Below are 22,658 nucleotides of genomic sequence, written 5' to 3'. Positions count from 1 at the left end.
AATCTCCTCTAATGACTCATTGCGATGGATCAAACAAGTAAAGATTAGCCAGACAAACTGGCAAACTTTACACTAGTACAAACGCCTTTTTCGATGACGCCAATCGCTTTTCCTCGTTAGCCATATCACTGAACTTAAGCCAAACTAGGTGTCATAGTGTTGCAGTGAGCACAGAGTCTCAATATACATACACAATTTCTACGGCACACGCCGTAAACTTAACCTAGGGTGGAATAATATATGAGTAATAGCATTGGATTAGACGCACAAAAAAGTCAGCAATTGGTAGAGTCTTTAAATGCTTTGTTAAGTAGCTACCAAATTCAATATATGAATGCCCGCAGCTTTCACTGGAACATCAAAGGTAGAGAGTTTTTCGAGTTACACGTTAAGTTTGAAGAGATTTACAACCAATTACTGCTAAAAGTAGACGAATTAGCAGAGCGTATACTCACTATCGAAGGCACACCGCTTCATGCATTTAGTGACTATCTATCCATTAGTGAGATCAGCGAGGCAAAAGACGTTCAAAATGGACCTGAGGCAGTTGCCATCCTGCTAGATGGGTTTACACAGCTTATTAAGACCCAGCGCAGTATTTTGATGCAAGCCTCTGATGCGGAAGATGAGGGGACAGCATCGCTTATGAGTGACTACATAACAGAGCAAGAAAAGCTTGTATGGATGCTTAAAGCATACCTAGGCTAATCACTTAGCCACTTAGCCACGCCACGGTGATTTGGATGCTGACTAAGGTAAGTAGCGACATCAAGATATAGCTGAACTTTGATGTCGCTCTCTGACCACAATTCACTGATAATTTTTCTAGACAGGGCGTCAATACCGATATAATCAATGCGTCGATACCCGCGCTGCTCCATATCGGAAAAGTAGTCCTTAAGTGCGTCAATGCTATCCATTGTCGTCATCTCAAATTCACTCAAATTAATGACTGCGCAATAGATCTGCCCTCGTTCATAATCGAGCCACTTGCGGCGCGCTTCTCGTTCTAGCGCTTTCATTCCTTCGCAATTAAAAGCCCCGACTAAATTAACAAATACATTGGGGGGAGTGATGTCGATTTGCCATTGGCCGTGTCCCATAAACATGCCGCTCTCTCTAATACCTTTGCTGCGGTGCAAAAAAAGCACCGCGGTAATTGATTAGTCAGCTTGTCGCTCAGGAAGCAAAGAAATGAAAAAGGCCATTTCAAGCGCTTTTTCATGTAAGCTTTTGAATCTACCTGACGCGCCACCGTGACCCGAGTCCATATCCGTTTTAAATACTAAGAGATTGTTATCTGTTTTTAACTCTCTCAGCTTAGCTACCCACTTCATTGGTTCCCAATATTGCACTTGAGAATCATGCAACCCCGTCGTAACCAGAATATTAGGATAGCTCTTTGCCGTCAGGTTGTCATAAGGAGAGTAAGATAAAATAACATCGTAATACTGCTTATCGTTGGGGTTACCCCACTCATCATATTCATTCGTCGTAAGCGGTATTGTTTCGTCTAGCATCGTCGTCAGGACATCCAAAAATGGAACATGGCATCCAATGCCTTGATAAAGCTCTGGCGCTTGATTCATAACAGCACCCATTAACAGGCCACCCGCACTGCCACCCGATGCAAAAATTTTGTCTGGTGCGCCATATTGCTTCTCTACCAATGCACGCGTGACATCAACAAAATCGTTAAAGCTGTTTTCTTTGTGTGCTTTCTTACCGTGTTCATACCATTGACGGCCAAGCATTTCTGACCCTCGAATATGGGCAATCACATACACAAACCCCCTGTCTAACAAACTCAGTATTGAGCTTGAAAATACTGGGTCAATCGTATACCCATATGCTCCATAACCATACTGCAACAGTGGATTGGAACCATCTTTGTTGAACAATGATTTTCGATAAACAATCGACACAGGTACCTTTTCGCCATCGCGGGCTGTAATATGCAATCGCTCTGAAGCATAGTCCGCAGGGCTAAAAGCACCGAGTACCTGTACTTGCTTTTTCAGCGTTTTTTGACCAGTGGCCAAATCGCAATCGTAAACACTGCTTGGTGTCGTTAAGCTCGAATAAGAAATGCGTACCCTTGTAGCACTTGGTTCCGGGTTGTAAGCAACACCAGCATAATAACACTCGTCTTCAAATCCTAACTGATAACTTGAGCCTTGATAGTCATGAATGACAAATCTGATTTGTCCTCGCTCGCGTTCCGTGATCACAAAGTGACTGTCAAACAACTCTAAACCTTCAAGGAGCACCTGCTCTCGATGGGCAATCACTTCTTCCCACTTAGTAGGGTCATTAATGTCTTCAGCAGTTGCTCGGACCATACGAAAATTCTTCGCATCACTATTCGTGAGCAAGTAATAATAGTCACCAAATTTTTCTAGCCCATACTCATGGCCTTCTTGGCGTGTGAGTGGACGCTTGAACTCGCCACATGGATTATTAGCATCCAAGAAAAGTGTATCGCAGGTTTCAGTTGAAGACAGATAGATAAAAATTTGGCTTTCATCGCGGCTTTTGCCTAATCCCATGTAGAACTGCCGATCTTGCTCTTCATAAACGAGTACATCGTCGCTTTGAGGCGTGCCGAGTATGTGACGATAAACCTGAAAACCAAGTAGAGTTTGGAGATCCTTTTTGACATAAAAAACAGATTTATTGTCATTGCCCCACACAATTTGACCTTCTGTTTCGATAAGCACATCGTCTAACAATGTATTGTTGGCAATATCCTTAAATCGAGTGGTGTAAATACGACGTCCATCGGTGTCTTCACAATACGCTAGCAACTGATCATCAGGACTAACCATAAGCTCAACAAGCTCATAAAACTCGTGATCTTTGGCTAACTCATTTACATCGAGCAACAGTTCTTTGGCGTCCATCTCTTCATTTAAACCACGATAATGACGTCCATATTCTTCTTCGCCGCTTACCTCGTTGGTATACCAGTAGCGCCCGTCTTTCACCGGTACAGATGAATCATCTTTAACGATTCGTCCTTTCATCTCTTCAAAAAGCGTATCCTGCAATGCTGTGTGATGCTTCATCACAGCGTCACAATAGCTATTTTCCGCTTTTAAATGACTCAGAACTTCTTCATTTTGACGCTTATCATCACGCATCCAGTAATAGTTGTCTGTCCTTTGATGCCCGTGAATTTCCATATTGTGCGGTACTTTTTTTGCCACTGGCGGGGTAAGCGCTTTGGTCATGTATCTGTTCCTGATTTCTTATTATGTATCCAGTCTATCACAGCCAAGAACTTGGCACAGCTGTGGGTTTTTACACTGAGTATGTTCAAATAAAAAGACTGCAAGCGCGAAGTCGTGTCGCGCAATAGCATAAGTGCATAGATTAATGTCTGCCATATTATCAGACGCTTTTAATAGATAATACTTTATAACATCACATAGCAAACTGATTAACTTAGGCACAAAACAACACTTCACTGACTTCTTAATTAGTCCAAAAAAACAAAAAACCCAGCATCAGTGCCGGGTTTTTATAAGATTAATGACAATGATTATTTAGTAATCACTGACTTTAGTAGCGCCCTTGTAGGAGCCCTTAAACTTCTGCTTTAACTTGCTGATGGCGTTTTTCACATCGACTAGAATAATGTACAAGCAAGGCACCAGTATCAATGTAATCAAAGTTGCAAATAGCACCGCAAAGCCCAAGGAAATCGCCATTGGTATTACAAATTTCGCCTGCAAACTTGTTTCAAAAATAATCGGTGTAACACCGGCAAATGTCGTGATTGACGTTAATGTGATCGCTCTAAATCGAGCACACCCAGCTTCAATCACTGCATCTTTCAACCTAACCCCTTCTTTGCGCACTTGGTTCACATAATCAGTCATCACCAAGGAGTCGTTGATGACTACCCCTGCTGCTGCAATTAGACCGAAAGTCGACATCATGCTCATATCAAGTCCATTTAACCTGTGCCCCCAAACGGCGCCTATTAAACTAAATGGAATCACCGACATAATAATCAGCGGCTGAGAATAACTCTTAAGTGGGACAGCCAATAGAATATAAACAATCAGCATACCCGCCACGAAGAACATAACTTGCTCATCAGCTTGTGCTTGAGTCTCTTCTACAGAGCCACCTAATTCTGATTTAACACCAGGATACTGCTCATACAACTGAGGTAGAAGGTTGTCTTTAATATTTTCTACAACAGCAGATGGCTCAATGGCCTGTTCGTCAATGCTGCCATAAATATATACCGTGCGATAACCGCCTTCACGACGAATGTAACTTACACCCGGTTTTTCAGTAAATTCAACCACATCACCCAGCACAACTTCACGTCCCATGGGCGTTTTCACCAATGCATATTTCAAAGATGCAACGGCTTCGCGATCAAGTTCTGGATAGCGCACCATAACACGGATTTCTTCACCATCGCGGATCACTCGTTGCGCTTCACCACCATAGAAACTATCGCCAATTTGGTTCGCAATATCTGACAGTGTTAGCCCTAGCTCATAGGCAACTGGCTTTAATGACAGCTGCACTTCTTTACTTGGCGGGTCGATGGTCGAACTGATATCAAACAGCCCTTTTTCCTGCTGTAGCATAGAGATAAACTGTCTACCCGCAGCATTCAACGTATCGATATCAGGACCATATAATAGGTAACCAAATTCGCCCTCTCCATTGTCTTGACTGTTGACATCATCAATTACTAGAAGAGATTTAACGCCTGCGATAGTCGGCATATTTTCACGCCATCTTCGAGATAATTCAAACGCATCAAATGGGCGCAAATCTTCATCGACTAGCACGGCAAGCACAGACCCTTCAGTTCGGCCTTCATTCCAGACAAGAATGTCCTTCAACATTTTTTGCCCGTGTTCTTGCTCTATCTCTCTGTCCACATCCAGCATCATTTTCTCAACTTGAGTCATCGCCGCTAGAGTCTGCTCATCTGACACATTATCATTGAGCAAAATCTTCACCATCGGATAATCATGCGGTACCTTAGGCAGAGGAATAAACCGAACTTGGCTAGAGGTAATCAACGACATGCTAATTAGGAATATAGCAATAAAGCCAGAGAAAACAGCCCAGCGCCACTCCACGCACTTTTGAACAGTATTACGATATGGGCCATTTACAAATTCAAAAAAGCGCTTGTTGAATCTTGCACGCCAGCTGCCCTCACGCATTGGTTTAAATTTAGTGTGTGCTAAGTGCGCAGGCAAAATCCACTTGGATTCAATTAAACTAAACACCAAACACAAGATAACAACGATGGATATTGATTTAAAGAAGGCACCTTGCGGGCCGCTGGACATCACCATAGGTGCAAACACTGCCATAGTGGTCAATACACCAAAGGTGGCTGGCGTGGCAACACGTTTAGCACCCCTTACAACACTATCGACACTTGGGCCGCTACGCTCAATTTCAGTGTAGGAAGCTTCCCCAATGACGATGGCATCGTCGACCACAATCCCCAGTACCATAATAAATGCAAATAATGAGACGATATTAATACTGATACCAAACGCGGGCATCAGCATAATCGCGCCCAAGAAACAAACTGGCAGACCAATCATTACCCATAGCGCCAGCTTAAAACGTAAGAATATAGACAACATAATGGCAACCAACAGGGCACCTTGCAGCATATTCTTTTTCATCATTTCTAGGCGCGCATCAAGATAATAGGTCATATCCACAATAGGCGACAACAAAACGCCTGCTGGCAGCGTTTTATTTTTTTCTTCGATATACGCATGTACTGTTTTAGCCACAGGTACCATGTTTTGTTCTTTGGTCGCTTTAACCGAAAGAAAAGCTGCATTGATGCCATTTTGTTTGAAATAGAATTCACCTTCGACAAATTCATCTTTGATCACTGCAACGTCTTGCAAATACACCTTCGCGCCATTATCACCGACTTTTACAGGAATGCGTTTGAACTCATTGCCACGGTATTTCTGGTTTTCAACACGTACAGAGATGATCCCCGCATCAGTGCGAATTTGACCTGCAGACATGTTTGCTGAATAGCGGCGAATCGAGTTACTCACATCATTAATGGTAAGACCGTAACGACGTAATGTATCGGGATCAATTTCAATCGCAATCTCGTAAGCTGGCGTACTACGCTCGACTAAGGATACATTGCCCAATTGCAATAAGTCGTCTTCAATTTCTTTGGCCAGAGGCTTTAACTCTGCAAGTGGAATATCCGCTGCAAGCGCCATCTGAATAACGTCTTGGCGAAACTCGACTTGCTGAACGCGAACAGGTTCCATCGCTGCTGGAAAAGTGGCAATCCCATCAACACGGGTGCGAACTTTATCAACCACGTCACTTAACTCAGCATCTGTGTCTATCTCAAGCTGCACACTGCCGCTGCCGCGACGAGCCCGATAAACACCTTTGTCGATTTCAGTCACATCTTTGAGTGCTTCTTCAATTTTGATCAGAATGCTCTCTTCAATCTCCTGCGGTGACGCGCCCGGGTAGTTGGCATTAATACTGACAAAATTCAGCTCAATACTCGGAAACATCTGCCTTTGAATTGTCATGTAACTGACAATCCCCATAATGAGAATAAATAACATCATCAGGTTTGCGGCAACAGGATTCTGCGCGAAATACGCAATCAACCCCTTTTGAGAAGTTTTGATTTGATCAGTCATAGTCATTCCCTGCCGTTACAGCTTTCCCACATTATCAGACTCTTCCTTACCTTGCTCACTACCAGCAACTTTAACGGCCATGCCGCGTTGCGGGTATTCAGGTAAAGTCACTACGACAGTGTCGCTATTAGAGAGACCTTCACCCACCAGGTAATATGCACCTTCTTCACGGATAACTTGCACTGCACGAGGCTCTAACTCAGCATCAGAGTTTAATAACCAAACAGTTTGATTGTTTACTAACTCCTGCGGAAGGCGGTAGATTTGTCTTAGCGTTTTACCAGCGAATTGAACTTGTACATAGGTGCCAAATTTAATTGCCGGTGCATTGTTGGTAAGTCCATATGGATCATCAATACGAACCACCAAGTTATTCATACGAGTCTGCTGATCCACGACGCCTAAGTCGCGATGGATAGAGGCCTGGCGCGTAAATCCGTTGATGCCTTTTTGAGACAATGTCGCTTCTATACCAGAAACATTTTCAGGCAAGAAAATAGAATCAAAACCGGCAATAGGGATAATTATCTCAGCTTGCTCAATGTTATTAAGCCTTGCAACTGCTGCGCCTGTGTTCACGTACTGACCCAAGCCAACGTCTCTAGACACGACCAGCGCATTAAATGGTGAAACTACTTCACAGTTGCCTAAATCACGCTGTGCTCGGCTCAATGCTGCCTGAGCTGATTTGACCGCTGCCTTCGCGCTGAGGAGTTGGGGCTTGCGAAGAAATAGGTCGGTGTGCTTTTTGTTGGGAAAGCGTTTAGCCTCATCAACAGCAACATCCGCTAATGCTTGCTCTTCAATCAGTTGTGCCTGTGCACTAGAGAGCGCTGCCTCAGCTTGCAATACAGCGGCTTGATAATTGTCTGTTTCTATTTTTAAGAGGACATCGCCTTTGCTGATCACGCCACCGGCGACAAAGTTTGGATGCCAATAGTCTATTTCACCTGAAACCTGTACCGACAGCATGGTTTGCTCTAAGGGTTGTACTTCGCCATAACTGTTAATCACCACCTGATGATCTCGAGCTTGTAATGCTTCAACCTCAACGATAGGCCTTGTGTCAACGACATCTGACTCTTCATCGCCTTTTGCAACGGCATTTATTCCCATAAACCCAGCGATACCGATACCCAACGCAACGAAGGGTAATATCCATTTTAGTGTGTTTGCTTGCATGACCGCACCTATTGATAATTTCCTACTGCTATCTTACCAAGATTTGTGTCATGCAGGGTGTGACATTTGTAAGAATCTGTTACAACTCTTCAATCTTTTTTCAACTGTCGATAGATATGGTGTATATCTATAAAAAACAGTAAGCTAAAGATAATGAGCAATGCCAATAAGTAGCAAATTAATAATGTTGGCACCGTATTTGATATAACATGGGCAACCATTAAAATTACACTTGTTGCCATCAGTGTTGCGAGCAAAAAATGCCTCAATCGAAGTAATACTTGCTCACGCATCAAATGCTTACCTTTAGCGCCTAATTGCTGTTTAATACGCAACACTGGACGCTCACTGTGAGCAAGATTACCAAGCAATCCATATAAACCTACAACGACTTGCACAATAATTAAAAAACACAACCCAACGCCGCCGAATAAGCTGAGCTTCGCAGACTTATTAAGCTCAGCGACTTGGGATGCAAGCGCATCAAACCGGCTGATGTTTTGTGTGATTTCTTGACGTTTCAGTACATGAACAACCTCTTCTTTGCGCATAACGTGACCGGCTTTGAGTTTTATCAGCAAATTGGTCTCATAGTAGTTATGGGGGAAATACACGGTTGCAGGAGCCCCCGTTTCATGCGTGAAGATGTTATCAACTATACCAAGTAAACGTACCGGAGCTTGATTTCCTTGATAAATCCATTTCCCAATGTCCATCTCACCCAGTGCGAGTAAGTGCGCTGCCACGCGATTTATAATTGCTCCATTGCGCGCGTCTATATCCTGCTGATTAAAATCACGCCCAGCTAAGAATCGTATGGATAGCAAGTCAAAATAGCCAGCACCAACAAGCTGCGAATGCATCGCAATATGTTCGGCACTTTTAGTGGTCGTCCCAACACGCGCAACATAGCTTGTATTGAATGGCGCAATCGCACTCAGCGCCACAGCTTCAACTTTTGGATGGGCCATCAATGCTCGCTGATTGGCGAGAAACACTTGCTTGCGAGCACTCACCTCAGTACTACTTTGGCCCCATGAATATTGCTGACGCTCAATGAACATTACCCCACTTGAATCAAGACCCGTTGGAACGAACAGACGATTTGCAAAATACACAAATAACCAAAAGCTCAAACACAGTACAACTAGCCCCACACTCAGCTGGGTTACTAACACACTGCTGCTTAGCCATGCTGGCAGCTGCTTTGCTTGCCCTTTTCCGCTACCTTGAAGCTGACTATGTAAATGATAAAACGATAACTGAGAAAACCCACAATGCGCAAAGCCAATCGATACCGCCAGTGCCATCGCTATCATTATTAAGTGATGCCACCAATATAAGTGCAACCAGTTCATATGCGCATAGGTATCTGCAGAAAATACCCGAATCATGGCTATACCAAACTCACTCAGTAATATGGCGCCCATTGACGAGACCAAAAACACCGCGCCAAGTTGAATGTAATGCGCTTTGCGCAAAGTTCCCTCTTTAGCTCCAAGGGTCACTTTCAATGCCAATTCTGTTTGCTGTTTTTTGAAGTCAAGCAAGTAATAGACAAACAGGTTAACTAAAGTGATGAATAATAAAGCTAACCCACCTAACAACAGCCAATTGCCGATACTTTGAATCTCACCTTTTATCAGCCTTTTCAACGGCTGATATTCAAAGCTCAATTGCATCCCTTTGCCATGACCCATACTAACTAAACCCTCACGAAACTTTTTATTGAGGTGTGCAACCACATCCTTGGCCACGGGTTTAATCAAGGTCCCCGCTTTAAGCCGGCCTACCACAAACGTTTCGTGTCGCACTGAGAGGTGCTCATACAGTGGTTTTTCACGGTCAACCACGCCAGTAAAATTAATAAAAACGTCGGTTTGATGATTTGCACTTTTTAATTGTGGGATACGTTCACTACATTCAACTATCCCAACGACATGATATGTCTGCTTATCTAATTGAATGGTGCGCGAAAGAAGGTCACTGGCTGTTCGCCACGGCTCGTCACTCTTTTTCAAAAAGCGTTGTGCAAAGCATTCACTCACGACTACCTCTTTTTTCACGCGAGTGTCATTCGGCTGTTGACCAAAGTAGCGTCCTGCGCGCAAAGTCAGCCCAAATAACTTAAAATAGCTAGAATAGGTATATGCCACATTAACGCGTGGTTGTGCTCGATGCCTTTCTAACAAGCTCTCAGCAAAGAAAATAGGGGTTACCAAATCCAGCTGAGATGTATTGTCAGCAATATACTGAGCAGCAATGTTCGACAGAGCTTCATTCATGACAGGCTGCCCCTGTTGATCAGCCATAGAACCTTGCAACCAAACAATCCTATTTGCATCTTTATAAGGCAGTGGTGCATACGCATGCCAAGCAATTAAACTCACCAACACCCCACCCGCAAGGGCAAGCGCCAGCAAAAACATAAATGGCAAAGTAAATCTGACATTATTTAATAGTGCCAAAAACGCACTGCGCTGTTCTTTCCACATCTGGCGTTTCCTCTTGCTACAACGACCATAAACCCGATGGTGAGGGCACCGCTGATCTGTGCACCGTACCGAGCAATTCGCCATCAAAAAGCTTAATTTGCCTTGACGCCATATCTGCATAGCGAGCATCGTGGGTCACCATGCAAATAGTCGTGCCCTGCCGATGCAGCTCGCCAATCAAAGACATCACAGCATCTCCACTTTTCGAGTCGAGGTTACCAGTCGCTTCATCAACTAACAAAATACTCGGCTCCGTCACCAAGGCTCTAGCAATGGCAACGCGCTGTTGCTGTCCACCAGATAGTTGACTCGGCGTATGCATCATTCGATGAGATAGTCCGACTTTCTCCAAGCATGCCTCCACTCTCTCTCTGACAGCGTGTACGCTAGGCTTTGGTTCTCGATAGCGCAAAGGTAGCGCAGTATTTTCGAATACCGTCATAGAGTCGACTAGGTTGAACGATTGAAAGATAAAACCAATGTGGTTATTTCTAAATTCTGCTCGCTGATCTGCTGTCAATGAATCAGTGGAGTTGCCTGCTAATAGATAACGGCCCGAAGTCGCAGGCTCTAACAACCCCATAATGGATAGTAAAGTCGACTTACCACACCCTGAAGGACCCGATACCGATACAAACTCTCCTGGAGCAATAGTAATATCGATATTTCTTAACGCATGTGTATGCACATCTGCTGTTTCAAATACTTTGCCGATGCCGGACATCTCGATAATATTTTTCATGCCTACTCCTATTGAATCACGAGGCTAGAACCTTGCTGAGCAAGATGGTTAAGGTCTGATATAATCACGGATTCTCCAGTATTAAGGCCTTGCTCAACAACCATATAACGCCCAGTTTGAAGGCCAAATACGACGTCAATTAGCTCCGTTCGGCCTTCTTCTAAAACCCGATATATACGCCCAGTTTGGTGTGTTAAAGAGCTCACAGGTCGACGAATGTATACCACGTCTTGCAAAGTTTCGATGATGATTGCTGCCTCTACGCTCAGCTTTGGTCTTGCTGCGACTGGCAAATCATTGAGCAATGCAGCCTCGACTAATACACTGTGATTGGTCACTACCGGGTTGATACGCGTGATCCGTGCTACAACGGTTTGGTCACCAACCTTTATTTCAACAGCCTGCCCTAATTGGACTTTCTGCGCATCAGACTGAGCGACTTGCAACGCAGCTGTCAGCTCATTTTGGTTGCCTATCGATGCAATATAGCTGCCTCTTTGCACGCTTTCGCCTAGCCCCAGCGGCATATGCTCTATTAAGCCATCACTCGGCGCGCGTATTTCAAGTGCCTCAATCTTATGATTTAATGCCATCAACTCCTGCGCTTTTAGCGCGACTTTGTTTTTAGTGATGGCCAATTCTTTATGATGCATATTGTGTAACTGCAAGATACGTTCTTGCGCATTGTCTAACTGCCGTCTGAGATTGTTCTGCTCGGCTTGCGTTTGTAAAAATGAAAATTGAGACACAACACCTTGTTTTGCTAAGTCTTCCTGTGCTCGATAGCGAATTTGTAATGTCGAGAGCTTGCCACGCATGCTAGCCAACTTCACTTGTTCGGTGAGTACCTCGCGGTGCTGTCTAATCTTATCTAATTCATATTGTATTTGGACTGCCTCAAGTTGCTGCTGCATTTGCGTTAGCTGCAGATCCAAATCATCATTACTCAGTACCGCTATCACATCCCCTTTTTTAACCGGCTGACCAGCTTTTCGCATAATCTCCATTACAATGCCGGCACTTGGTGTCGTAATTGTTTGCTGACGGGCACTTTTCAGCACGCCAAACGCTTCCACTTGTAAAGTTAAAGGACCACGCACAGCTGTATCGATTATTAGCGACTGACGTTCAATACTCACTGTTGAATCAAATTGACCCCAAAACACCACAAGGCTTGCGGTCAAACACACCAGCCCAACTAAAATACCACGATATTTTTGCGTTTTGGCGTACCGACGCGGCGGGAGATTTATATCCATACATTATTCACTCTTCATAGTAGTTCGACATCAAAAGGATATCGGGTGCTTACAGAGCGAGAAACGTACCAAATTTAAAAGTTATACATTTCAAAAAGTTAAAAACAATCACAACGCCTTCACCTCTCATATTCGAAAATCTTGCGTGTCAATTCCGTAATTGCAACAGCGCAATATCTGAGTCATGCACGAGTTGTTCAGTCCACTGAATCGCACACTCGTCTCCTTTCATTTGGTTCCTTTTTATTTTTATTCTGTTGATAATTAATCGAATTAGTGACATAAATTAGATGTCGTTTATCATCTTGAAGGAACTATTTTTATGATGAAAAGCTTGGTACTACTCCCTATGTTTTTTCTGTTAAGTGCTTGTAATATATCAAAAGAAGTACCTGAAACAGCCATACCTCGCGTCAACACACTCTTTAGTGAAAACACATTTCTGCCTCAACCAACAATTGAAGAGTCTGATATATTCTTGCTGTCAGAACAAGAACAACAGAAGTTTATGACCCACTTCAATAGAGAGGTAAAACAAGGAATACGGGCTGATAAGGCAGTCTTTAACTACCTTGAGCAACGCTTAGATAAGTTCACCTATGACGGCGAAACATTAACAGCTCAAGAGTCTTTAACACGAGATGAGGGAAACTGCATTTCACTGGCGATATTAACGCAAGCATATGCCAATTTAGCGCAGGTAGAGACAACCTTTAGAGAAGTAGGGACCATTCCCGTCTTTCGCAAAGACAATAACACCATCCTAATTTCAAACCACTTCCGCACCAAGCTATTAGCACCTAAATTAGCAACTTCTCCAAACGAAATTGAAATTATTCGCGCCGGCACTGTCGTTGATTACTTTCCTGCCCAAGATAGCTTTTTTATAGATACGGCAAGTTACCACGATTTAGTTGCTAAATATTACGCCAATAAATCCGTTGATGCTTTGCTTGATGAGCAGCTCGACAAAAGCTACAGTTTATTAACAAAAGCACTCCATTATACCCCTTATGACCCCGAGCTTATCAACATTGCCGCCGTTTTACATCGCCGAAGTGGTCAGCAAGCCCAGGCATTACAGATTTTTGGATACGCAAAAACGCACCAACTTACCAGTCAAAACTTACTGGCAAATTATCTATCATTGGCCAAAACACAAACAGACCACGTACTTATTGAGTATCTAGAAGCAAGCTTAGACAGCAGCGCAAAAACTCCTTTTGACAAAATTCAGCTCGCGCAACGCTCTGCAAAAAAAGGCAAATTTAACAAAGCAATAAGAGAACTTAAAGATGTAATTATTGAGGCTCCCTACATTCCCGATCCCTATTTCGAACTTGCGCGTATTTATTACGCAAAAGGCGAAATCGAAATGACAGAACGTTTACTTGCACTGGCGGTTGAGAAATCTTCCGATCCTGAAAAGCGCGCGCTCTTTCAAGCTAAGCGAGATGCGATCCCAAACAACAAGTAAAAATACACACAATAAAAATATTTGATTATCAATTTCTTTACAATTAGGTTTTATAGGATTATTTTGTTTTGTGGATGTTCAATTTTCATTCAACACCACACTAACAAGGAACATAAATGAAAACTCGTTATTTACTATCAGCGCTCGCACTCGCATCAGCGAGTAGCGTTGCGCAAACAACTGCGCTCACCGAAGCACAAATGATGCACTACACCAGCAAAGCAAGCATGGCCACCATTGGTAAACGTGCTGAATTAAATTTAGAAATTCAGCCTCAAGCCATTGCGACATTCTCTGGTGACAATGCGACTCATGTTATCACTCAAAAAGTCTCCCACCCTAATGCAAGCTATTTAAAGCTACATTTCAAAAACATTAACTTAGCTGGCGGTGGCAAACTGGTGGTACGTTCAGAAGATGGCAGTGAGCGCTATGAATACACTGAACAAAATATGCGTGCGGCAACACTCAGCCAAGGCGATGATGGTGTCACTAGTTTCTCTGCCATGTCTATTTCTGCTGATACCGCAGTTGTAGAGTACACACCTGGCACCCAGAACACAGTAAGTCAAAACGCTATCATCGATTATTATGACCACGGTATTGAAAATGAATTACAGACGGCCCCTGCAGCAGACGTCGGGATCAGCTCTACATGTGGTGCGATGGAAAGAAAAGACGTACAGTGCTGGGCAAGTAGCAACCCTACTGAGTTTGAGCGTAGCCGTCCTGTTGCACGCCTGCTTATGAATGGTAGTGGATTATGTACCGGCTGGCGCGTGGGTCCAGACAACCGCATGTTTACCAATAACCACTGTGTAGAAAGTGCATCAGAGTTATCCAACACTGAGGTGTGGTTTAACTATCAACATACGTCATGTAACGGCTCGACACTTGAGACCGTGATAAAAGTTACAGGTAAAGACTTCCTTTCGACGGACTATACCCTTGATTATACTTTGTTCACTATTAACGACTTCGCCAAAGCTCAACCATTTGGTTACTTTGGATTAGATGTGCGTAACGCAACACAAGGTGAACGAATTTATATCCCTCAACATGGTTCAGGCAACCCAAAAGAGTTATCAATCGAGTCAGATCGTGACACTGACGGCCTATGCTCGGTCAACAATGCCAATGCCAATGGCAGAGGCACAGGCACTGATCTTGGCTACTACTGTGATACCATCGGTGGATCTTCTGGCTCACCGGTATTGGCTGCGGCGACAAACAAAGTTATTGCACTACATCACTTAGGCGGCTGCCTTAACAAAGGGGCAAAAGCTAGCTTGATTTGGCCAAAAGTGGCATCACACTTCAATCACCAAGTCCCAGATGGCGACAACACCGGCGACCCAATGCCTGTTGCTAATTTCTCATTCAACTGTAACGCGCTAAATTGTAGTTTTGATGGCAGTACGTCAAGCTCTCCAAACGGTACAATTAGCCAATATGAGTGGAGCTATGGTGACAATTCAAGCAACGGTTTTGGTGCTACCGTAAGCCACAACTATGCTTCATATGGTCAGTACACTGTCTCGCTAACTGTAACAGACACAAGCGGTGCATCAACCACAACATCAAAACAGATACAATTAGGCGACCCAAATAACGACCCTGCAAAGCTCATCAATGGTGTTGCAAAAGAAGGGTTGAGCGGTGCGCGATCTGATGCTGTATTCTACTATTTCGATCTACCAGTGGGTGCATCTAATGTTACGGTGAGTATTTCTGGCGGCTCTGGTGATGCCGACCTGTATGTGAGAAAAGGTGAGAAGCCGACCACCTCAACTTATGACTGTCGCCCTTATCGCTGGGGTAATAGTGAAACATGTAACATCATAAGTGGCGCAGGTAAATACTGGGTTATGTTGCGTGGATATAACACATATTCTGGCGTAAAACTCATTGCCAGCTACACTGAATAAGTAATTTAGTTCTAACAAACCAACCAATTGTTAAGGCGGACGTCGGTCCGCCTTTTTATATCACGCCAGTAATTTACAAAGCATGCCATAGACCAAACCAGGCGCGCCATTCGTCTTCAAACTCATCACTGACAACTCGACTTAGTCCGATATCCAAACGTAAATTAGACACCCCAGCAGGCGCAAACCGTGCGGCCGAGCCCAATACCTTGCGACTCAAGTCAAGTTGCCACTTTGCTCCCCAGCTTTGCGCGACGAATTCGCTGTCTAAACGATGACGCTTTATAAATAAGCGTGGCATCCCGAGTTTCCAGCTTGTTGCAAATTCATACCCTAAATAATGCTGACCCGTGGCAAAGAAAAAAGGTAATTCGGCACTTTGTACCATCGTGGCACCAATATCATTATACATACTGTTTACATCGTACCCCCCAAGATGCAAAGCCGCAGATGTTCGATATCGATTGGTGGACTTCAAAAAAACTGGCCACTCCCAGAGCTTGACATAACCCCCTAGCGTTAATTGATGCCCTTGATTTTTCCCCCAAATATGAGCCGCACCCATGCTAAGCCCAAATGCGAAAGGTTGCCGGTCATGCACATATGAAAGCTGGCTACCGAGCCAATAACTGCGGTGTAATTGTGATGAATGCTTTTCAGCATGCCAACCTAGACTGGGTTGCCAACGCCATTTATCATCTTCTCGTAAAAAAGTGAGCTCAAATGTGTTTGACCAACCATCAACGTGCGTTTGCTCTGTCAGCCACTCACCCGCTTGTTTGTCGAGATTTAAATTAAAGACCCTCAGTGTGTTATGGATTTGAATATTGCCGGCAGTATATTGCAGATCAGCATAGCCCCCTCTTAAAAAGTCGTTACTAGGACTTGCATTAGCACCGAGTTGCCAGCGGTACTTTTTCAATATATCCGAACCCGCTATGCCGACACCTAAGCTGTATTCGCTTGCTGAAGCGCCATGAGCAGCCAGAGTCACAGCCCAATCCTGGTCTAAGGCTTGATAAGGCTCGATAAGCCACTCATCCACTGGTTGCACTTTATCAGGCTTCATCGTGCTACTAGGTGTTTGGGTTGTCACGATTGAAGGTTGCTGCTGCGCCGATTCTGAAAGTGCAGAAAGCTTAGTGCCATAGGCTGTGCTCTCTAAAAATAATAGCTGCTCATCAAGGTGGCCGACTATTTCTTCAAATACATGATGTCCAGCATTGAGCTGACGTAATAAACGCTCAGATAAATCATACTGGTAGATACCTAAAGCGCCTTGGCGTCCAGCAATAAAATACAGCATATTCAATTCATCATGCCACTTAGGTGCAGTAACATATTGAGTATTCTCAGGAAGCGGGACTATGTCAGCTTTCTTATGCAGCGCATCAATGGGCGTAATATGCACTTGCCAACCGAGATCTGGTGTTTGCTTCATAAAAGCAAGCAGGCGTCCCGAACTATCTAATACCGGATAATCAAAGACGGTATCCAACTTACTCTCATATAGACGGGTCACTTCCTGTGTCTGAAAATTAAAGCGCACCAATTGAGAGAACCCATTTAAAACACGCTCAGCAATTACCTCTGTTTGATTTATGATAGTAAATCGACGCCCCCCCAAATCATGAGATACGCGCACCGCTTGATCACTTGAAATATGCCAGCGATACAAATCGTTGATGCGACTACCTGATTTGGTTTTATTGCTTGCTACAAAATAAAGCGTCTCTTCGTCTAACCATTGTGGATGGGAGATACCTGAAAAGTTAATAGGTGTATAAGCGGCTAATACTTCATGTAAAAATGAATCTGGTTGCCTATCTGGTATATCTTTGGGGTCGCGGTCTAACAACGCAGCTTGGCGGTGAGCAAACTTTGCCATTGCAGCGTCATTTTTCTCACTGGCATAAACTTTTAAGCGCGTATTGCCCTGCTTATCCGTTTCTACCGCAACAAATTTGCGTTTACTTGGCGATAGTTGAATATCACGAGCGGCAAAAGAAAAGCGCATAAACTCATGACCAACAGCTGGTTCCATCTGCTGCTCTTCTAGCATTGCTTGGTAAGTGAACTCAGCAATAAAGCGACGGTACAACTGCTGCGCGGTTTGGCCAAAAGCACCACTAAATGCAGATTCAAAACTGCGAGCTTCAACGGCAACAACTCGAGTCCACACTGCGTCCAACGTTTTTTGGCCGTAACCTGCTTCTAACCAAGCCAAAAATCGAGATCCGAGTAAATATGCCATTGCACTAGCGCGATAACTGCCGTCACCAAAGTTCAATGCGGCATAGGGTAATAAAGCCCCCTGACGAGCAAACGCTCGCAGTAAAGCCTCACTATAATTATCAAACAACCGACCTTTACCAGTCAGTTTGGATTCTTGCAGCGTGGCGTATCCTTCTGCGACCCAACGTGGCAATGCCGCGATTGCCAGATCATAGCTGTCATTTGAGTCCCGCAGCCACTGTTTGTAACTGTGTCTGCTAGGTTGAGACAAATGTACCAAGTGAATGTATTCATGCAGCACTAATAACTCTAACCAACTTTGGTGATGAGCGATTTCCATGTCTGATTGCGGCGGCGTAACATACAGCACCATAAAAGGGCTATCAGAACTGGGAAGCGCATACCCATTAGGTAAATTAAAGGGGTCTAAGATGATGGCATCGGTTATGACATCGAGTGCACGGGATTGTTGCGCCAGCACATGTGACCGTACTTTCTCTAATTCAGACGCAGTGGCTTTAGCCCATATTTGATGTTGAGATTGAAAGTGTACCTTAAAATGTTGCGTGGAAATGGTCTGCCATTCACTGGCATGTGCCAAAAACGAGCTCATCCAAAGCCCAGCCACAAACCACAGTAGCATGCCTTTTTGCATTGATTATCCCTTGCACAATTATCTTACTAATGAACAGTAAGCCAATTTTCGCACTCACGAAAGGGTTAATCGTTACGAGCCATCGCTCCTAGAGAAGTAAACAGCGTTAAAATGGCACCGACAACGACAAATGCCACCATCGAAAACAGGACACTTAAACCAAGTGTAAACTTCGCCACCGCCATAGCTGCCGCGACGCTCCATACACTTAAGCGGCTCAACCATAGCTTGGTATGACTAGGTAGTTGCATGTTCTTAAGAACAAAAGTCATGAGCAGAAAAGCTAAAAACGGATACAACACTAACATAATGCACTCCTCGCAGCGTTAGCCAAGCCATTGTATGGTTCATGCGCAGTGCACAACCACTCTGAGATAGGAATTGAATTATATAGTAATGAGAATTATTATCAATTGGGTAAAGTGATTTTTATTTCTGCTCCGTGTAAACCATTGCTTACTGAAAAGCTTCCGCCATGCTGTTCGACTATTTGTCGGCTTAACGTAATACCAATTCCCTGACCACTCGACTTGGTTGAGTAAAAAGGCGTCATAGCATTGTCTATATTCGCAAACCCTCCTCCTTGATCAACAATTGAAATCACTATGTGTGCTGCCTGATAAACCGCACTAAGCTGCACTAAGCTTCCTCTAGGATGCTGGGTTAAATTCGCCTCAAAAGCATTTTTAAGGAGGTTGATCAATACTTGTTCAAGCAACTGAGGATCGCAATAGCAAAGACGCACAGAACAGTCCAAGTCGATGTGTTGATCATCATACATTTCACTGAATAGCTTTTTGATAGACATCAATAAATCGTATAACACTACTTTTTCTCGACGTAAATCTAACGGTTTGGCGATTTGATTATAACGAGACACAAACTGCTGAATATGGGCGCTACGCTGCTCAATAACAGTCAGCGCATTACGGTCCCGTGGCTGTGTCACTTTCGCCATCAGACTTTGCGCCAATGAACTGATCGGCGACAACGAGTTATGTATTTCGTGGCCAATGACTCTGAGCAGTCGCTGCCAAGCAGCTAACTCTTGATGCCTTAGTGCTTTACGAATATCGGTTGCAATGATCAAATGATGGCGTCGGCCTTCCTCAAAAAACTCACTGCTGTTTAAGGCCCAGTTATTGCGCAATGCATTGTGTTTAAAGCACCACTCTCCGTGTTGATTCACCAATTCTAACTGCTCACTTGTGCGCCCCTTAGCACTTTGCCAGGGTATATGATAAATCAGCTCAAAAGCTGCGTTCGCGTAGCTGAGTTGGTCATTCTCATCGAATATCCAAATCGGACTAGGTAATTTATCAATCAATTGGTAAACAACGAATAGTTGGCGATTGTATTTTGCTTTATCCCGATGCAATTGCTCACATAGCGCAACTAACCTACCTTCAAACTCAGCCACTTCACCAGAAATAAAGTGCGGCTTTAACTGATGGTTAAAATCGCTTTGCTGCATGGCTTCAAGTTGCATATTTGCGCGTTTAAATAGCCCAACAATCCGCTTATTTAACTGTCGTGAAACTGCCTGTAACGCCATAAAAGCAGCGGCACTAATTGCCAATGCAATGTAAGGTGAAGGCAACATAAAATTAGTCATCACAAACAGCAGTATGATGACAAGACTATTCAACACCAGCATATACAGCTGTATTTCACGCTCCAAGTTAGCTTTCATTTTTTAGCCCGTATTTATCGAGCCTTCTGTATAGCGAGGATTTACTGATACCCAAACGTTTAGCAGAACTATCCACCACACCATTTTCCTCAAACAATACCCTCGAAATCGCGGCCTTTTCAATGTCTGCGAGCGTTTGTTCCTGTGGAGATAAAGTGCCACTTTGTGTTTTATGCCCTGCAATTGGTCTTGCCAAGCGCAGCTGGCAATCACGTAACTCAATTTGGCCACCATCACTCATTAATAACGCTCGTTCCATTACATGACTGAGTTCGCGAATATTGCCAGGCCAAGGATAGCTCTGCAATGCCGCCACCACTTCACTACTGAGTGGCTTCGTTGTCATGTGGTATCTAATCGCGTGGTGTGCCAATAGATATTGCGCAAAAGGCACAATATCCTCTTTTCGCTGTCGCAGAGGAGGAAGCTCAAAAACAAAGGTGTTAATGCGATACAACAAGTCATTGCGAAATGTACCTTGTTCAACCAACGTATTGAGATCGGCATTAGTCGCACAAATCACACGTACGTCACTTCGCAACGTTTCACTACTACCTAGTACTTCATACTCTCCTGACTCTAATACTCGCAAAAGTTTGGCTTGCAAAGGCAGAGATAGCGTAGCGATTTCGTCCAAAAAAAGTGTCCCGCCATCGGCGATCGTGAAACGGCCATCTCGAGCAGCTTTCGCATCCGTAAATGCTCCTTTCACATGACCGAATAGCTCGCTTTCGAACAGGCTAGCAGATAAAGCCCCCACGTTAACACTCACCAAGGGGCCGCCTGCCCGGAGGGACTGTGTATGCAAGCCTTCAACCACATAGCTTTTGCCCACACCACTTTCTCCACACAGTAATATGGCCGCATCTGTTTTCGCTATCCGAGCTAATTTAGATTCCAAAGATCGCATTATCGGCGACTGCCAAGCATACCTACGCTGATTTTTTATTGTACTAGACAGCCGCGTTTTACAGTCTGCTAAGTGTGTTTCTTGGCGCTGGCTTAGGATTTTCTGTTGTTGAATTGAGGCGAGTAACTCGTCGTTTTGCCAAGGTTTTTCAATAAAATCACTGGCACCTAATTGCAATGCCTGAACGGCAAGTGAGACACTCCCCCAACCTGTCAGGCAAATTACCGCAGGTGACTTAGGTCTAGTATGCAACCAACTTAAAAAGCCCAAGCCTTCTTCACCAGAGGTGGTATCCCGCGTGAAATTCATATCGAGTAAAATAAGTGATATCGCTTTTACACTCAGTAATTGTTTAGCAATATCAGGAGATTCGGCTTCAATGACATCAAAGCCCTGATCTTCTAAGAAGTAAGCGATGCTGAGTCGCACTTCTACGTTGTCGTCAATGATCAATACAGTCATCGTTAATACTGCGTATCCCAACCTTTAAATATCGCTAGGATACGCCAATCAAGCAGATTCGAAAAGATTACAGCCAGCGAACTTTTGTCATTAGAGTGTGGCTTTGACCCGGCTCGACCGTTGCCATGTCTTCTAACACATTGGCAGCTTCCAAACACAACATGCCCAAGTATTCTTCGTATTGGAAGTTACTCAAACGTTTAGACTTTTCAATCCACGGGTTCCAAAGAACACAAGAAGCGGAGTTTTCTCGCGAGACTTCAATAACGCCATTCGGCGTGCGAATTGTTTGTACGGGTGCCGCTTGTGTGTACACCATATCGGTTTCACGGGCAAACTCAACGATGTTGTCCTGCTTAAACGGCCCGTCTCCAAATTCGATATATTGTGCACCTTGAAGTCCATCGACTTGCGTTGCCTTAATATCTGATGTGGGTAAGTAGGTGTGTAAGGCTTGACTCAGTGAAAATGGCTCGCTGCCTAAGTTGGTATTGGTCAGCCTCACCTCTAATGCATCGCTCAGTATAAACTCGACCTCTAGTCTAGATTCATGGGGCCAATATGTGTCGTCTACCAGAACCATGGGTAAAGACAAAGAAATTCTGACAGCTTGTGCTGTTTCAATGACTTTCTCTGCCCGCCAAACGACCTTTCTCGCTACACCATGCGCTGGCCAGTCTGGATTTTCATGCGTACCAAACCAAGGCCAGCAAATAGGAATACCGCCTCTGACTGATTTTCCCTCTTGATAATCTTCATCAGCAGATACCCACATCAAATCAGCTTTACCAGTCGGAATAAATTCCGTAAGTTGCGCCCCCTGAAGAAAAATCTTTGCTTGGCATAATGGACTATTTACCTCAAAATACTCCAGTCCAGTCTCGGTTCTTGCTAATTTTACCGATTCGGAAAATTCCATGATCCACCT

At 44.1% G+C, this 22,658-nt stretch carries 15 protein-coding genes; 3 read left to right on the top strand and 12 right to left on the bottom strand.

Annotated elements, in window-relative coordinates; translation table 11 throughout:
• The first annotated feature begins 240 nt into the window (after positions 1 to 240).
• Positions 241 to 708, top strand: coding sequence for a Dps family protein (locus tag N482_RS18995; RefSeq protein ID WP_063378550.1), 468 nt, complete (start codon positions 241 to 243; stop codon positions 706 to 708).
• On the opposite strand, the gene N482_RS24500 is transcribed toward N482_RS18995, so the two are convergent.
• The 7 genes from N482_RS24500 to N482_RS18960 all read right to left on the bottom strand — a co-directional run bounded on the left by N482_RS24500 (position 705) and on the right by N482_RS18960 (position 12,370).
• Complete coding sequence (locus N482_RS24500; RefSeq protein WP_155730648.1) at positions 705 to 1,142, bottom strand: hypothetical protein; 438 nt, start codon at positions 1,140 to 1,142, stop codon at positions 705 to 707. The genes N482_RS18995 and N482_RS24500 overlap by 4 nt on opposite strands.
• A 21-nt stretch (positions 1,143 to 1,163) precedes the next feature.
• Positions 1,164 to 3,233 carry a S9 family peptidase gene (locus tag N482_RS18985; protein WP_063378549.1) on the bottom strand — a complete coding sequence of 690 codons (2,070 nt, stop codon included), beginning with the start codon at positions 3,231 to 3,233 and terminating at the stop codon, positions 1,164 to 1,166.
• A gap of 315 nt (positions 3,234 to 3,548) precedes the next feature.
• Positions 3,549 to 6,692, bottom strand: coding sequence for an efflux RND transporter permease subunit (locus tag N482_RS18980; RefSeq protein WP_063378548.1), 3,144 nt, complete (start codon positions 6,690 to 6,692; stop codon positions 3,549 to 3,551).
• A 15-nt stretch (positions 6,693 to 6,707) separates the two neighbouring features.
• Positions 6,708 to 7,874: an efflux RND transporter periplasmic adaptor subunit gene (locus N482_RS18975; RefSeq protein WP_063378547.1), complete on the bottom strand. Its 1,167-nt coding sequence runs from the start codon at positions 7,872 to 7,874 to the stop codon at positions 6,708 to 6,710.
• 89 nt (positions 7,875 to 7,963) lie between these two features.
• Positions 7,964 to 10,369, bottom strand: coding sequence for an ABC transporter permease (locus N482_RS18970; protein WP_063378546.1), 2,406 nt, complete (start codon positions 10,367 to 10,369; stop codon positions 7,964 to 7,966).
• 16 nt (positions 10,370 to 10,385) lie between these two features.
• Entirely contained in the window at positions 10,386 to 11,111 is a 726-nt protein-coding gene (locus tag N482_RS18965; protein WP_196765355.1) for an ABC transporter ATP-binding protein, read from the bottom strand.
• Positions 11,112 to 11,119: 8 nt separating this feature from the next.
• Positions 11,120 to 12,370 (bottom strand): efflux RND transporter periplasmic adaptor subunit, encoded by a 1,251-nt coding sequence (locus tag N482_RS18960; protein WP_063378545.1) that lies wholly within the window; start codon positions 12,368 to 12,370, stop codon positions 11,120 to 11,122.
• A gap of 322 nt (positions 12,371 to 12,692) precedes the next feature.
• Here N482_RS18960 and N482_RS18955 point away from each other — a divergent pair, with 322 nt between their 5' ends.
• Both N482_RS18955 and N482_RS18950 read left to right on the top strand, forming a co-directional pair.
• On the top strand, positions 12,693 to 13,847 hold the full coding sequence (locus tag N482_RS18955) for a tetratricopeptide repeat protein (RefSeq protein WP_081228089.1): 1,155 nt from the start codon (positions 12,693 to 12,695) through the stop codon (positions 13,845 to 13,847).
• Between the two features lie 116 nt (positions 13,848 to 13,963).
• Positions 13,964 to 15,775, top strand: a complete 1,812-nt coding sequence (locus N482_RS18950) for a PKD domain-containing protein (protein ID WP_063378544.1) — start codon at positions 13,964 to 13,966, stop codon at positions 15,773 to 15,775.
• A gap of 73 nt (positions 15,776 to 15,848) precedes the next feature.
• On the opposite strand, the gene N482_RS18945 is transcribed toward N482_RS18950, so the two are convergent.
• The 5 genes from N482_RS18945 to N482_RS18925 form a co-directional block, all read right to left on the bottom strand.
• Complete coding sequence (locus N482_RS18945; protein ID WP_063378543.1) at positions 15,849 to 18,665, bottom strand: TolB family protein; 2,817 nt, start codon at positions 18,663 to 18,665, stop codon at positions 15,849 to 15,851.
• Positions 18,666 to 18,730: 65 nt separating this feature from the next.
• Positions 18,731 to 18,973 (bottom strand): hypothetical protein, encoded by a 243-nt coding sequence (locus tag N482_RS18940; RefSeq protein WP_063378542.1) that lies wholly within the window; start codon positions 18,971 to 18,973, stop codon positions 18,731 to 18,733.
• A gap of 101 nt (positions 18,974 to 19,074) precedes the next feature.
• Positions 19,075 to 20,358, bottom strand: coding sequence for a sensor histidine kinase (locus tag N482_RS18935; RefSeq protein WP_063378541.1), 1,284 nt, complete (start codon positions 20,356 to 20,358; stop codon positions 19,075 to 19,077).
• A complete protein-coding gene (locus N482_RS18930) occupies positions 20,348 to 21,730 on the bottom strand; it encodes a sigma-54-dependent transcriptional regulator (RefSeq protein ID WP_063378540.1) in 1,383 nt (460 codons plus the stop codon). Before N482_RS18930 ends, N482_RS18935 begins: the two co-directional genes overlap by 11 nt.
• Before the next feature lie 67 nt (positions 21,731 to 21,797).
• Positions 21,798 to 22,649, bottom strand: a complete 852-nt coding sequence (locus N482_RS18925) for a D-hexose-6-phosphate mutarotase (RefSeq protein WP_063378539.1) — start codon at positions 22,647 to 22,649, stop codon at positions 21,798 to 21,800.
• Positions 22,650 to 22,658 lie beyond the last annotated feature (9 nt).

Source organism: Pseudoalteromonas luteoviolacea NCIMB 1942, assembly GCF_001625595.1.
In the GTDB taxonomy this organism is placed as follows: domain Bacteria; phylum Pseudomonadota; class Gammaproteobacteria; order Enterobacterales; family Alteromonadaceae; genus Pseudoalteromonas; species Pseudoalteromonas luteoviolacea_A.
The sequence above is the reverse complement of the archived record's forward strand: the minus strand, read 5'-3'. Positions and strand labels throughout refer to the sequence as shown.

Excerpts from the sequence above, each read along its gene's own strand:
- N482_RS18940 (WP_063378542.1), bottom strand. The coding sequence starts at position 18,973 with ATGTTAGTGTTGTATCCGTTTTTAGCTTTTCTGCTCATGACTTTTGTT.
- N482_RS18985 (WP_063378549.1), bottom strand. The coding sequence starts at position 3,233 with ATGACCAAAGCGCTTACCCCGCCAGTGGCAAAAAAAGTACCGCACAAT.
- N482_RS18970 (WP_063378546.1), bottom strand. The coding sequence starts at position 10,369 with ATGTGGAAAGAACAGCGCAGTGCGTTTTTGGCACTATTAAATAATGTC.
- N482_RS18955 (WP_081228089.1), top strand. The coding sequence starts at position 12,693 with ATGATGAAAAGCTTGGTACTACTCCCTATGTTTTTTCTGTTAAGTGCT.
- N482_RS18960 (WP_063378545.1), bottom strand. The coding sequence starts at position 12,370 with ATGGATATAAATCTCCCGCCGCGTCGGTACGCCAAAACGCAAAAATAT.
- N482_RS18935 (WP_063378541.1), bottom strand. The coding sequence starts at position 20,358 with ATGAAAGCTAACTTGGAGCGTGAAATACAGCTGTATATGCTGGTGTTG.
- N482_RS18930 (WP_063378540.1), bottom strand. The coding sequence starts at position 21,730 with ATGACTGTATTGATCATTGACGACAACGTAGAAGTGCGACTCAGCATC.
- N482_RS18945 (WP_063378543.1), bottom strand. The coding sequence starts at position 18,665 with ATGCAAAAAGGCATGCTACTGTGGTTTGTGGCTGGGCTTTGGATGAGC.
- N482_RS18975 (WP_063378547.1), bottom strand. The coding sequence starts at position 7,874 with ATGCAAGCAAACACACTAAAATGGATATTACCCTTCGTTGCGTTGGGT.
- N482_RS18925 (WP_063378539.1), bottom strand. The coding sequence starts at position 22,649 with ATGGAATTTTCCGAATCGGTAAAATTAGCAAGAACCGAGACTGGACTG.
- N482_RS18950 (WP_063378544.1), top strand. The coding sequence starts at position 13,964 with ATGAAAACTCGTTATTTACTATCAGCGCTCGCACTCGCATCAGCGAGT.
- N482_RS18980 (WP_063378548.1), bottom strand. The coding sequence starts at position 6,692 with ATGACTGATCAAATCAAAACTTCTCAAAAGGGGTTGATTGCGTATTTC.
- N482_RS18995 (WP_063378550.1), top strand. The coding sequence starts at position 241 with ATGAGTAATAGCATTGGATTAGACGCACAAAAAAGTCAGCAATTGGTA.
- N482_RS18965 (WP_196765355.1), bottom strand. The coding sequence starts at position 11,111 with ATGAAAAATATTATCGAGATGTCCGGCATCGGCAAAGTATTTGAAACA.